The 13,416-nt window shown below is 57.6% G+C and carries 10 protein-coding genes; 4 read left to right on the top strand and 6 right to left on the bottom strand.

The window, feature by feature from the left end; all coding sequences use genetic code 11:
* From mnmG to rpmH, 6 genes are all read right to left on the bottom strand, one after another.
* On the bottom strand, nt 1–1,899 hold the full coding sequence (gene mnmG, locus M1D68_RS25340) for a tRNA uridine-5-carboxymethylaminomethyl(34) synthesis enzyme MnmG (RefSeq protein WP_434608691.1): 1,899 nt from the start codon (nt 1,897–1,899) through the stop codon (nt 1–3).
* A 749-nt stretch (nt 1,900–2,648) separates the two neighbouring features.
* Nucleotides 2,649–4,019 (bottom strand): tRNA uridine-5-carboxymethylaminomethyl(34) synthesis GTPase MnmE, encoded by a 1,371-nt coding sequence (mnmE, locus tag M1D68_RS25335; RefSeq protein WP_434561488.1) that lies wholly within the window; start codon nt 4,017–4,019, stop codon nt 2,649–2,651.
* Nucleotides 4,020–4,098: 79 nt separating this feature from the next.
* The gene (yidC, locus tag M1D68_RS25330; RefSeq protein ID WP_434561486.1) at nt 4,099–5,781 is read right to left on the bottom strand and encodes a membrane protein insertase YidC; all 1,683 of its coding nucleotides are present in this window, start codon (nt 5,779–5,781) and stop codon (nt 4,099–4,101) included.
* 2 nt (nt 5,782–5,783) lie between these two features.
* Nucleotides 5,784–6,029, bottom strand: coding sequence for a membrane protein insertion efficiency factor YidD (gene yidD / locus M1D68_RS25325; RefSeq protein WP_010465488.1), 246 nt, complete (start codon nt 6,027–6,029; stop codon nt 5,784–5,786).
* Nucleotides 6,022–6,423, bottom strand: coding sequence for a ribonuclease P protein component (gene rnpA / locus M1D68_RS25320; protein ID WP_420766123.1), 402 nt, complete (start codon nt 6,421–6,423; stop codon nt 6,022–6,024). Before rnpA ends, yidD begins: the two co-directional genes overlap by 8 nt.
* Nucleotides 6,424–6,439: 16 nt before the next feature.
* On the bottom strand, nt 6,440–6,574 hold the full coding sequence (gene rpmH / locus M1D68_RS25315; protein WP_003213577.1) for a 50S ribosomal protein L34: 135 nt from the start codon (nt 6,572–6,574) through the stop codon (nt 6,440–6,442).
* Between the two features lie 568 nt (nt 6,575–7,142).
* Between rpmH and dnaA the strand changes: the two genes are divergently transcribed.
* From dnaA to gyrB, 4 genes are read left to right on the top strand one after another with little or no spacing between them, the layout of a single operon-like run.
* Nucleotides 7,143–8,672, top strand: coding sequence for a chromosomal replication initiator protein DnaA (gene dnaA, locus M1D68_RS25310; protein ID WP_457968833.1), 1,530 nt, complete (start codon nt 7,143–7,145; stop codon nt 8,670–8,672).
* A 39-nt stretch (nt 8,673–8,711) separates the two neighbouring features.
* Nucleotides 8,712–9,815, top strand: a complete 1,104-nt coding sequence (dnaN, locus tag M1D68_RS25305) for a DNA polymerase III subunit beta (protein WP_457968831.1) — start codon at nt 8,712–8,714, stop codon at nt 9,813–9,815.
* Between the two features lie 14 nt (nt 9,816–9,829).
* Nucleotides 9,830–10,933 (top strand): DNA replication/repair protein RecF, encoded by a 1,104-nt coding sequence (gene recF, locus M1D68_RS25300; RefSeq protein WP_457968829.1) that lies wholly within the window; start codon nt 9,830–9,832, stop codon nt 10,931–10,933.
* Nucleotides 10,934–10,938: 5 nt separating this feature from the next.
* Nucleotides 10,939–13,356 carry a DNA topoisomerase (ATP-hydrolyzing) subunit B gene (gyrB, locus tag M1D68_RS25295; protein WP_420766046.1) on the top strand — a complete coding sequence of 806 codons (2,418 nt, stop codon included), beginning with the start codon at nt 10,939–10,941 and terminating at the stop codon, nt 13,354–13,356.
* The last annotated feature ends 60 nt before the right edge of the window (nt 13,357–13,416 follow it).

The raw sequence follows: 13,416 nt of genomic DNA, 5'->3' as shown, positions 1-13,416 counted from the left end.
TCAAGCGCTCTGCTCCAACTGGCGGCCCGCGCCGCGTTTTTTCAAATGAATCATCAACAGTGAAATGGCCGCCGGCGTGACGCCGGGAATGCGCGAGGCCTGGCCCAGGGTCTCTGGCCGCGTCGCACCGAGTTTGCTCTGGATCTCTTTCGACAATCCGGAGATGCCGGTGTAATCGATATCCACAGGCAATTTGGTGTCTTCGCTGGCGCGCAAGCGAGCGATTTCATCCTGCTGGCGGTCGATGTAACCGGCGTATTTGGTCTTGATTTCGACCTGTTCGGCGACTTGCGGATCCTCCGCACCTTGACCGGTCACTTCCACCAGCCCGGCGTAATCGATTTCCGGACGGCTCAACAAGTTGAGCAGGTTGTATTCGTGGGTCAACGGGGTACCGAACCGAGCTGCAATCGCATCGCCCTGTTCGGTGCCCGGGCGAACCCAGGTACTTTTCAGGCGCTGCTCTTCCAGCTCGATACTTTCGCGCTTCTTGCAGAACGCGGCCCAACGCACGTCATCCACCAAGCCCAGTTCACGCCCTTTTTCGGTCAGACGCAGATCGGCGTTGTCTTCACGCAGGATCAGGCGATATTCGGCGCGGGAGGTGAACATCCGATACGGTTCCTGAGTACCCAGGGTAATCAGGTCGTCCACCAGAACACCGATGTACGCCTCATCACGGCGCGGGCACCAGGCTTCCTTACCCTTGGCGAGCAGTGCGGCGTTGGCTCCGGCGAGCAAACCCTGGGCACCCGCTTCTTCGTAACCGGTGGTGCCGTTGATCTGTCCAGCGAAGAACAGACCGCCGATAACTTTGGTTTCCAGGCTGTACTTCAGATCGCGCGGATCGAAGTAGTCGTACTCGATCGCATAACCCGGACGCACGATGTGCGCGTTCTCCATGCCACGGATCGATTGCACGATCTGCAATTGCACGTCGAACGGCAGACTTGTGGATATCCCGTTCGGATACAGCTCATGGGTGGTCAAACCTTCCGGTTCGATGAACACCTGATGGCTTTCCTTGTCGGCAAAACGATGGATCTTGTCTTCGATCGACGGGCAATAGCGGGGGCCGACACCTTCGATTTCACCAGCAGCGGAATACATCGGCGAACGATCGAGGTTCGCCGCGATGATTTCGTGGGTGCGAGCGTTGGTATGGGTGATCCAGCAACTGACTTGCCGTGGATGCTGTTCTTTGTTGCCCATGAACGACATCACCGGGATCGGCGTATCGCCAGGTTGCTCGGTCATCACCGAGAAATCCACCGACTTGCCGTCGATACGCGGTGGTGTACCGGTTTTCAACCGACCAACACGCAGCGGCAGTTCACGCAGGCGCTGGGCCAGGGCGATCGATGGAGGATCCCCAGCGCGACCGCCGGAAAAATTCTGCAAACCGATGTGGATAAGTCCGCCGAGGAAGGTCCCGGTGGTCAACACCACAGAATCGGCGAAGAAACGCAGACCCATTTGCGTGACGACACCGCGTACTTGGTCCTGCTCGACGATCAGGTCATCGGCTGCTTGTTGAAATATCCACAGGTTCGGCTGGTTTTCCAGGATTTCACGGACAGCGGCCTTGTACAGGACTCGATCGGCCTGGGCGCGGGTGGCGCGCACGGCTGGGCCCTTGCGGCTGTTCAACACGCGAAACTGAATGCCCCCTTTATCCGTGGCCATGGCCATCGCACCGCCAAGGGCGTCGATTTCCTTGACCAGGTGGCTCTTGCCGATGCCACCAATGGCGGGGTTGCAGCTCATGGCACCGAGGGTTTCCACGTTATGCGTCAGCAGCAGGGTTTTAGCGCCCATGCGTGCTGATGCAAGTGCTGCCTCGGTACCGGCATGACCGCCGCCGATGACGATCACTTCAAAACGGGAAGGGAAATCCACCACGCACCTCGTGCCTGCTTTATTCAGGTAATTCGGAAATAGATTCTGGCTTGGTTCCTGGGCGTTTTCGAACCAGGGTCGGCAAGTATAGGGACTTCCCTCTTCCTAAAGAACCCTCTGCACAAAATTTAACCAGCTGTGGAGAACTCGGGGTTAAAAAAATAAAAAAAAAAGAAATTTATAAAACCTTTGTTTTTATGTTTATTCTTAGTGACCGGCCTATCTGTGGATAACGTTCTGCATCCCTTGTTTTACAGCATGTACAGAGTTTCAAAACCCTGTGACCATGTGCCCCGGAGCGCCTTGGATAACCGGTGTAAGCCTGTGGATTAATATGGTCGTTATCCACAGGCGCGGTTATATCCAGTTTTGAAGGAGCCTTATCAACCGACCTCAGTCGCAGTTATTCACAGGGCTTAATCCACAGAAAACAGCCGACAAGGGTCGCCGAAGCGTCCACAGGCAAGCCGCCATTAAGGGCAATCAGTTCAAAAAAAAGAGGAGGTAGCGGGTTTGTGTTGCGCTCGATAGGCTTTCGAGGACAAACCCGGCTGCAAAGACGTGATGTGGTTGCCGAGGAACGATAGGCCTGTGGCGAGGGAGCTTGCTCCCGCTGGGTAGCGAAGCGGCGCCCCAAAACCTGCCGAACGCGGAGTACCTGACACACCGCACCCGCCGGTTTACGACTACGTCGCAGCCGAACGGGAGCAAGCTCCCTCGCCACGGGTTTGTCGACAGCCCCAGCGGGGTTATTTACCGATGCAGAAGCTGGAAAAGATCCGCCCCAACAGATCATCAGAGCTGAAGGCGCCGGTAATTTCCCCGAGGAACTGTTGAGCCTGGCGAAGATCTTCTGCCAGCAGTTCTCCTGCCCCCGCCAAGGTCAATTGTGCGCGGCCGTGCTCCAAGGCCGCGCTGGCGTGGCGCAGTGCTTCGAGGTGTCTGCGCCTGGCGCTGAAGCTGCTCTCCGAGGTCTGTTCATAACCCATGCAAGCCTTGAGATGGTCGCGCAGCAATTCCAGCCCCTCGCCCGCTGATTTCGCGCTTAGGCTGATGGTCACGTGGCCGTCGTCGCTGACTTCGAGGGCAATCGCCTCCCCGGTCAGGTCAGCCTTGTTACGAATCAGCGTGACTTTCGCTGGATCCGGGCGAACATGGAGGAACTCAGGCCACAAGGCAAAGGGATCGTCCGCTTCCGGCGCAGTCGCGTCCACCACCAGCAATACACGGTCGGCTTCACTGATGGCCTTCAGGGCACGTTCAACACCAATTTTTTCGACCTGGTCATCGGTGTCGCGCAAACCAGCGGTGTCCACCACGTGCAGGGGCATTCCATCGATGTGGATATGTTCGCGCAGGATGTCTCGGGTGGTGCCGGCAATCTCGGTGACGATCGCTGCTTCGCGACCGGCTAAGGCGTTAAGCAGACTGGATTTGCCGGCGTTCGGCCGACCGGCAATCACCACTGTCATCCCGTCACGGAGCAAGGCACCCTGCCCAGCTTCACGCAGGACTGTGGATAATTCATCGCGGACCTTATCGAGCATGCTCAGCACGTGGCCATCGGCGAGAAAGTCGATTTCCTCTTCGGGGAAATCGATTGCGGCCTCGACGTAGATGCGTAGGCCGATCAGTTGCTCGGTGAGGTTATGCACACGCTGTGAAAATGCCCCTTGCAACGAGCGCAACGCATTACGTGCCGCTTGCGCGGAGCTCGCTTCGATGAGATCGGCAATGGCCTCGGCCTGGGCCAGGTCGAGTTTGTCGTTGAGGAATGCTCGTTCGCTGAATTCCCCCGGCCGCGCCAGGCGACAGCCCAGCTCGAGGCAACGCTGGAGCAACATGTCCAGGACAACCGGGCCGCCGTGGCCCTGCAGCTCCAACACATCTTCACCGGTGAATGAGTTAGGCCCCGGGAAATACAAGGCCAGCCCTTCATCGAGCACTTGCCGCTGCGAATCGAAGAACGGGCCGTAATGGGCAAACCTCGGCCTGAGTTCACGACCGCTGATCGCGTTGGCCGCGACACTGGCCAACGGCCCCGAAATACGGACGATGCCGACACCGCCGCGACCTTGAGCGGTGGCAACGGCGGCGATGGTTTCACGCGGTGCGCTCATAAACCGGTATCCAGACAAAAATGGCAGATAGCAAAACGCCCCACTAGGGGGCGTTTTGTGTGGTTATCCACAGAGCAAGTTACGCCTCGGCTTTTTTCGTAGCCGCTTCGATCTTACGCGTGATGTACCACTGCTGGGTGATCGACAGCACGTTGTTCACAACCCAGTACAGCACAAGACCCGCCGGGAACCACAGGAAGAAGAAGGTGAAGATGATTGGCATCATTTTCATGACCTTCGCCTGCATCGGGTCCGGAGGTGTCGGGTTCAGCTGCTGCTGGATGAACATGGTGGCGCCCATGATGATCGGCAGGATGAAGAACGGATCCTTGATCGACAGGTCCGTAATCCACAGCATGAACGGAGCCTGGCGCATCTCCACGCTTTCCAGCAAGACCCAGTAAAGCGCGAGGAACACAGGCATTTGTACAAGAATCGGCAAGCAACCACCCAGCGGGTTGATCTTCTCCTTCTTGTACAACTCCATCATGGCCTGAGACATTTTCTGCCGGTCATCGCCATGTTGTTCTTTCAGGGCAGCCAATTTCGGCGCCACTGCACGCATCCGTGCCATCGATTTGTAGCTGGCAGCCGACAGCGGGAAGAAGATCCCCTTGATCAGCATGGTCAGGAAGATGATCGACCAACCCCAGTTGCCGACGATGCTGTGGATATGTTGCAGCAGCCAGAAGATTGGCTGGGCAATGAACCAAAGGAAGCCATAGTCAACAGTCAATTCCAGACCTGGGGACAACTCTTTCAGCACGGCCTGGCTTTTTGGACCGGCATACAGAACGGCGCTCGTTTCGACTTTTGCACCGGGCGCGGCAGTCAATGTCGGGCCGGTATAACCGATGATGAAGTTGCCTTTGCTGTCTTTACGCGTCTGGACGACGTTACTGTCGCCTTTTTGCGGGATCCACGCAGTTACAAAATAGTGCTGCAGCCAGGCAACCCAGCCACCTTGGACGGTTTCCTTGAGCTGAGCCTTGTCCATGTCCTTCATGGACACTTTCTTGTACGGCTCCGAACTTGTCCACAGGGCAGCGCCCAGGTAAGTCGCGGTGCCGGTGGCGGTGCTGGAGGATGGATCGTCGCTGGCATCACGCTTGAGTTGCGCGAACATCGCACCGGACCAAGGCTGGGCGCTCTGGTTGTCGATCAGATAAGAGACGGTTACGTCGTACATGCCACGTTTCACAGTGAAACGCTTGATGTAGTTGACGCCGTCCTTGCTGAACTTCAGGTCCACGACCAGTTGGTCCTGACCGTCAGCCAGTTGATAAGTCTTCTTCTCGGCAGAGTAGATCGGGCGACCGGCCGGGTTCGAATCCGGACCGTTGGTACCGATCAGGCCACTTTGGGCCAGATAGGTGCGCTCGTTACCGTTGTCGAACAACTGGAACGGAATTTCCGGATGATCCTGACGACGTGGGTACAGCGGCAGCTTCAGCTGCGCGACGTCACCACCTTGTGGGTCGATTGCCAGCTCGAGCACGTCCGTCTTGATCTGAATGAGATCTTTGCTTACGGCCACTGGGGCTTCGGCAGGAGCGCTGGTATCGCTTGCCGCGCGTGGGATGTCGTCATTGTTGGCAGCGTTGTTGCCAACTGGAGCATCCGGCAGGCTCGGTGCGGTATTGCTGGCTGCAACATTCTGAGTCGGCAGGGCAGCCTGGCCGTAGTCCTGGTTCCATTTAAGGACCATGACGTAGGACACGATTGCCAGGGCGACGATCAGGATCGTGCGTTTGATATCCATGATTACTCGGCCATCGAAGAAGAACGGGAGGTAGGGATAGGCGGAACCGGGTCATAACCGCCGGGATTCCACGGATGACAGCGACCTAAACGACGAAAGGTCAGCCAGCCACCGCGCAGAAGGCCATGATTTTCTATGGCTTCATACGCGTAGCAAGAACAACTGGGGTAGAAACGACAGTGGCTGGCCATCAGGGGACTAATGGCGTAGCGATAAAACTGGATCGGAACGAGTGCCAGCTTACGCATCGGTACTGTCTACCCCTACAGTTTCGGTGTTGGCTGCTGGTGCTGGCTTGTTACGGGCCAGACGTTTCCAGAGCTTGCCGAAATGCTGAATCAATTCGGGGTTTTCTACGTCACCCAAACCTTTGCGCGCAACGATCACAATGTCCCACCCCACCAGTGAATCCTGATTCAGGCGAAACGATTCGCGCATCAAACGCTTGAGGCGATTGCGCTGAACGGAGAGCTTAACGCTCTTTTTCCCGATAACCAGCCCAAGTCGGGGGTGATCGAGATCGTTACTGCGCGCAAGGAGCAGGAGATTTTTCCCCGGAACCTTGCCGGTAGGGGAGTCAAAGACTGCCTTGAAATGCCGGGGGGTAAGCAGACGCTTTTCCCGACTGAAGTCCTGACTCACCTCCAGTGCCGGATTATCAAACTGCCAGACGCGCACGACCTTTGGCGCGACGACGCGACAGGACGGCACGACCATTCTTGGTAGCCATGCGAGCACGGAAACCGTGGGTACGAGCGCGTTTGATAGTGCTTGGTTGGAAAGTACGTTTCATGTCGTGTTACCTGGTTCGTCCACAACGGGCCGGAATGGCCCCCGTTTTAAGAGACCGGGGATTCTAGAGAAAGCAAGCCTCTAGGTCAATTTCCAACCAGCGTTTCCTTTAAATAGATGACCAGCCGCTTTTCGGCGGTTTCGTCACACAACGCTAGATATAGAAATAAAGAAGGAAAGTATTTAAAGCTTTTCTGTAAAGCTTATAGAAGCAACGCCGACGCCTAGCTGTGGATAACCACTCCAAGGCCTTGTAATCCGCAATGTACAGCGAATGACAACTAGGCGGGAAAGCGGTGGCAAGCCTGTGCTGCGCTGTCGGATAAGCTGTGTGTGGAATGCCAGGTTATCCACAGGCCGGTTATCCACTGAGTTTCGCCCCCAGTTGTGCAACGGCCTCAGGCGCGGTTATCCACAGGGCTTATCCACCGACCGCCGGTCGCCTTTCGTTCGGTTTACGCATTGATAAATCATGGTCGATGAGCAAGCTGCGTGTGGATAAGTGCTCGTCTGCTCGCTACAATGGCCGCTTGTTTTTGCCTCACCGGCTTTCAACTTAGGGGATGTCCGTGTCAGTGGAACTTTGGCAGCAGTGCGTGGAGCTTTTGCGCGATGAGCTGCCTGCCCAACAATTCAACACTTGGATCCGTCCACTACAGGTCGAAGCCGAAGGCGACGAGTTGCGTGTCTATGCACCGAACCGTTTCGTCCTCGACTGGGTCAACGAAAAGTACCTGGGCCGGGTCATGGAACTGCTCGATGAGCATGGCAATGGCATGGCGCCTGCGTTGTCCTTATTAATAGGCAGCAAACGTAGCTCCGCCCCCCGCGCCGCGCCCAACGCGCCGCTGGCTGCTGCTGCTGCGTCACAGGCCCAGCAGGCTGCGCCGGTACCGGTCAACAACCACGCCGCCCCGGCGCCCGCGCCAGCCCCGAGCAAGCGCAATGCACAAAAAGTGGCCGAGGTCAGTGAAGAGCCTTCCCGGGACAGCTTCGACCCGATGGCCGGGGCGAGCTCCCAGCAGGCGCCGGTGCGTACCGAACAACGCACCGTCCAGGTCGAAGGCGCGCTCAAGCACACCAGCTATCTGAACCGGACCTTTACCTTCGAGAATTTCGTTGAAGGTAAATCCAACCAATTGGCTCGCGCCGCGGCCTGGCAGGTGGCGGATAACCCCAAGCACGGCTACAACCCGCTCTTTCTTTATGGCGGCGTCGGCCTGGGTAAGACCCACTTGATGCATGCGGTGGGCAACCATCTGTTAAAGAAGAACCCGAACGCCAAGGTTGTGTACTTGCATTCCGAGCGTTTCGTGGCCGATATGGTCAAGGCGTTGCAACTCAATGCTATCAACGAGTTCAAGCGTTTCTACCGTTCGGTCGACGCCTTGCTGATCGACGACATTCAATTCTTCGCCCGCAAGGAACGTTCACAGGAAGAGTTCTTCCACACCTTCAACGCATTGCTTGAAGGCGGGCAGCAAGTCATTCTCACCAGCGACCGCTACCCGAAAGAGATCGAAGGCCTTGAGGAACGCCTCAAGTCGCGTTTCGGTTGGGGCCTGACGGTGGCCGTCGAGCCGCCTGAGCTGGAAACCCGGGTCGCGATCCTGATGAAGAAAGCCGATCAGGCCAAGGTCGAGCTTCCTCATGACGCCGCGTTCTTCATCGCCCAGCGTATTCGCTCGAACGTGCGTGAGCTTGAAGGTGCCCTCAAGCGGGTGATTGCCCATTCTCATTTCATGGGCCGCGATATCACCATCGAGCTGATCCGCGAGTCGTTGAAGGACCTGCTGGCGCTTCAGGACAAACTTGTGTCTGTGGATAACATTCAGCGTACCGTTGCTGAATACTACAAAATCAAGATTTCCGACCTGCTTTCGAAACGTCGTTCACGTTCGGTGGCTCGACCGCGACAGGTGGCCATGGCCTTGTCCAAGGAACTGACCAACCACAGCCTGCCGGAAATCGGCGACGTGTTTGGTGGACGCGATCACACCACGGTGCTGCACGCCTGCCGCAAGATCAACGAACTTAAGGAATCCGACGCGGACATCCGCGAGGACTACAAGAACCTGCTGCGTACATTGACCACTTGATGACCACCAGCGCAGCTTATTAAGGCAAGGGACTAGACCATGCATTTCACCATTCAACGCGAAGCCCTGTTGAAACCCCTGCAACTGGTCGCGGGCGTCGTCGAACGCCGCCAGACCTTGCCGGTACTTTCCAACGTGCTGCTGGTTGTCGATGGCCAGCAATTGTCGCTGACCGGTACCGACCTGGAAGTCGAGCTGGTTGGTCGTGTCCAACTCGAAGAGCCGGCCGATCCGGGCTCCATCACCGTGCCTGCGCGTAAGCTGATGGATATCTGCAAGAGCCTGCCAAACGATGCGCTGATCGATATCAAGGTTGATGAGCAAAAGCTCGTCGTCAAGGCTGGTCGCAGCCGTTTCACTTTGTCGACCCTGCCGGCCAACGATTTCCCGACGGTCGAGGAAGGCCCGGGATCGCTGACTTGCAGCCTGGAGCAGAGCAAGCTGCGCCGCCTGATCGAGCGCACCAGTTTCGCCATGGCCCAGCAGGATGTGCGTTATTACCTCAACGGCATGCTGTTGGAAGTGTCTGCCGGGATCATCCGCGCCGTGGCTACCGACGGTCATCGCTTGGCGATGTGCTCGATGCAGGCTGATATCGGTCAGCCGGATCGCCATCAGGTAATCGTGCCGCGTAAGGGCATCCTGGAGCTGGCCCGTCTGCTGACCGAGCCGGACGGCAACGTCAGCATCGTGTTGGGCCAGCACCACATCCGCGCCACGACTGGCGAGTTCACTTTCACGTCGAAACTGGTGGACGGCAAGTTCCCCGATTACGAGCGTGTGCTGCCAAAAGGTGGTGACAAGCTGGTACTGGGCGATCGCCAAGCGCTGCGCGAAGCGTTCAGCCGTACCGCGATCCTCTCCAACGAAAAATACCGCGGCATTCGTTTGCAGTTGGCCAACGGGCAGCTGAAGATCCAGGCGAACAACCCCGAGCAGGAAGAAGCGGAAGAAGAAGTCGGCGTGGACTACAACGGCGGCTCACTGGAAATCGGTTTCAACGTCAGCTACCTGCTGGACGTGCTGGGCGTGATGACCACTGAGCAGGTGCGTCTGATCCTTTCCGACTCCAACAGCAGTGCGCTGGTGCAGGAGTCTGATAACGACGATTCGGCTTACGTTGTCATGCCGATGCGTCTGTAATCAGAATCAGCTAGATGTCCTTAAGTCGCGTCTCGGTCACCGCGGTGCGCAATCTGCACCCGGTGACCTTCTCCCCTTCCCCCCGCATCAATATTCTTTACGGCGCCAACGGCAGCGGCAAGACCAGCGTGCTGGAAGCCGTGCACCTGCTCGGCCTTGCCCGTTCGTTTCGCAGTACCCGGCTGTTACCGGTCATCCAGTACGATCAGTTGGCGTGTACGGTGTTCGGGCAGGTGGAACTGGCGGAAGGCGGCCACAGCGCCTTGGGGATCTCGCGGGACCGGCAAGGCGAGTTCCAGATCCGTATCGATGGGCAGAACGCCCGCAGCGCGGCCCAACTGGCCGAGATCCTGCCGTTGCAGCTGATCAACCCGGACAGCTTCCGTTTTTTGGAAGGCGCCCCCAAGATCCGCCGACAGTTTCTGGACTGGGGCGTGTTCCACGTGGAACCGCGTTTCATGGCGACCTGGCAGCGCTTGCAGAAGGCGCTGCGCCAGCGAAACTCTTGGCTGCGACATGGTACACTTGACGCCGTTTCGCAAGCGGTTTGGGACAGGGAACTGTGTCAGGCCAGCGCCGAAATCGATGAATACCGCCGTGCTTACATAAAAGCCTTGAAACCGGTTTTCGAACAGACGTTGAGCGAACTCGTTGAGCTTGAGGGGCTGACGCTCAGCTATTACCGAGGCTGGGATAAGGACCGGGAACTGAGCACCGTGCTGGCTGGCTCACTGCAGCGAGACCAGCAGATGGGCCATACCCAGGCTGGACCACAACGCGCTGACTTGCGCCTCAGATTGGGCGCACATAACGCCGCGGACATATTGTCCCGGGGGCAGCAGAAGTTGGTGGTGTGCGCCTTGCGTATCGCCCAAGGGCATCTGGTCAGCCAGGCCCGCCGCGGTCAGTGTATTTATCTGGTGGATGACTTGCCGTCCGAGCTGGACGAAGCCCACCGTCGGGCCTTGTGCCGCTTGCTGGAAGACTTACGCTGCCAAGTGTTCATCACTTGTGTAGACCACGAATTATTGAGGGAAGGCTGGCAGACGGAAACGCCAGTCGCTCTGTTCCACGTGGAACAGGGCCGTATCACCCAGACCCACGACCATCGGGAGTGAAGGCATTGAGCGAAGAAAATACGTACGACTCAACGAGCATTAAAGTGCTGAAAGGCCTGGATGCCGTACGCAAACGTCCCGGTATGTACATTGGCGACACTGATGATGGTAGCGGCCTGCACCACATGGTGTTCGAGGTGGTCGACAACTCCATCGACGAAGCCCTCGCCGGCCATTGCGACGACATCAGCATCATCATCCACCCGGATGAGTCCATCACCGTTCGTGACAACGGCCGTGGCATCCCGGTGGACGTCCACAAAGAGGAAGGTGTTTCCGCTGCCGAGGTCATCATGACCGTCCTCCACGCAGGCGGGAAATTCGACGATAACTCCTACAAGGTTTCCGGCGGGTTGCACGGCGTAGGTGTTTCGGTGGTGAACGCACTGTCCGAAGAACTGGTGCTGACCGTTCGCCGCAGCGGCAAGATCTGGGAACAGACTTATGTCCATGGCGTGCCCCAGGCACCGATGGCGATCGTTGGTGACAGCGAGACCACGGGCACCCAGATCCACTTCAAGGCTTCCAGCGAAACCTTCAAGAACATCCATTTCAGCTGGGACATCCTGGCCAAGCGGATTCGTGAACTGTCCTTCCTCAACTCAGGTGTCGGCATCGTCCTCAAGGACGAGCGCAGCGGCAAGGAGGAGCTGTTCAAGTATGAAGGTGGCCTGCGTGCGTTCGTTGAATACCTGAACACCAACAAGACTGCGGTCAACCAGGTGTTCCACTTCAATGTGCAGCGCGACGACGGCATCGGTGTGGAAATCGCCCTGCAGTGGAACGACAGCTTCAACGAGAACCTGTTGTGTTTCACCAACAATATCCCGCAGCGCGACGGCGGAACCCACCTGGTGGGCTTCCGTTCGGCGCTCACGCGTAACTTGAACAACTACATCGAACAGGAAGGCCTGGCGAAGAAGCATAAGGTCGCCACTACCGGTGACGATGCCCGTGAAGGCTTGACCGCGATCATTTCGGTCAAGGTGCCCGATCCGAAGTTCAGCTCCCAGACGAAGGACAAGCTGGTGTCTTCCGAAGTGAAGACTGCGGTTGAACAGGAAATGGGGAAATACTTCTCTGACTTCCTGCTGGAGAACCCCAACGAAGCTAAGCTGGTGGTCGGCAAGATGATCGACGCCGCCCGCGCCCGTGAAGCGGCGCGCAAGGCTCGTGAGATGACTCGCCGCAAAGGCGCGCTGGACATCGCGGGCCTGCCGGGCAAACTGGCGGACTGCCAGGAAAAAGACCCTGCCCTGTCCGAGCTGTACCTCGTGGAAGGTGACTCTGCTGGTGGTTCCGCCAAGCAGGGTCGTAACCGTCGCACCCAGGCCATCCTGCCGTTGAAGGGCAAGATCCTCAACGTCGAGAAAGCGCGCTTCGACAAGATGATTTCCTCCCAGGAAGTCGGCACGCTTATCACCGCGCTGGGCTGTGGCATCGGCCGCGAAGAGTACAACATCGACAAGCTGCGCTATCACAACATCATCATCATGACCGACGCTGACGTTGACGGTTCGCACATCCGCACCCTGCTGCTGACGTTCTTCTTCCGTCAGTTGCCGGAGCTGATCGAGCGCGGCTACATCTATATCGCCCAACCACCGTTGTACAAGGTCAAGAAAGGCAAGCAAGAGCAATACATCAAAGACGACGACGCCATGGAAGAGTACATGACGCAGTCGGCCCTGGAAGACGCGAGCCTGCACCTGAACGAAGATGCGCCGGGCATTTCCGGTGAAGCCCTTGAACGCCTGGTGAATGACTTCCGCCTGGTGATGAAGACCCTCAAGCGTCTGTCGCGTCTGTATCCGCAGGAACTGACCGAGCACTTCATCTACCTGCCGGCCGTAAGCCTGGAGCAACTGTCCGATCACGCTGCCATGCAGGATTGGCTGGCCCAGTATGAAGTCCGCCTGCGTACCGTGGAAAAATCCGGCCTGGTCTACAAGGCCAGCCTGCGTGAAGACCGTGAACGCAACGTATGGCTGCCTGAAGTCGAACTGATTTCCCACGGCCTGTCGAACTACGTCACCTTCAACCGCGACTTCTTCAGCAGCAACGACTACAAGACGGTCGTCTCTCTCGGCGCTCAGTTGAGCACGCTGCTAGACGAAGGGGCTTACATCCAGCGCGGTGAGCGCAAGAAGTCCGTGACTGAGTTCAAAGAAGCCCTTGAATGGCTGATGGCTGAAAGCACCAAGCGCCACACCATCCAGCGATACAAAGGGCTGGGCGAGATGAACCCGGACCAACTGTGGGAAACCACCATGGACCCGGGCTCGCGTCGCATGCTGAAAGTCACCATCGAAGACGCCATTGGCGCGGACCAGATCTTCAATACCCTGATGGGGGATGCGGTCGAGCCACGTCGTGACTTCATCGAGAGCAACGCATTGGCGGTATCCAACCTGGATTTCTGATCCGGGTTGTCACTGCCCCAACGAAGAAGGCCAACGCGTATGCGTTGGCCTTTTTTTTAC

This window comes from Pseudomonas sp. R4-84 (assembly GCF_054130985.1).
Note: the sequence above shows the minus strand (reverse complement) of the source record. Positions and strands in the feature narration are given on the sequence as shown.

Excerpts from the sequence above, each read along its gene's own strand:
- mnmE (WP_434561488.1), bottom strand. The coding sequence starts at position 4,019 with ATGAGCGCACCGCGTGAAACCATCGCCGCCGTTGCCACCGCTCAAGGT.
- yidC (WP_434561486.1), bottom strand. The coding sequence starts at position 5,781 with ATGGATATCAAACGCACGATCCTGATCGTCGCCCTGGCAATCGTGTCC.
- yidD (WP_010465488.1), bottom strand. The coding sequence starts at position 6,029 with ATGCGTAAGCTGGCACTCGTTCCGATCCAGTTTTATCGCTACGCCATT.
- rpmH (WP_003213577.1), bottom strand. The coding sequence starts at position 6,574 with ATGAAACGTACTTTCCAACCAAGCACTATCAAACGCGCTCGTACCCAC.
- dnaN (WP_457968831.1), top strand. The coding sequence starts at position 8,712 with ATGCATTTCACCATTCAACGCGAAGCCCTGTTGAAACCCCTGCAACTG.
- recF (WP_457968829.1), top strand. The coding sequence starts at position 9,830 with ATGTCCTTAAGTCGCGTCTCGGTCACCGCGGTGCGCAATCTGCACCCG.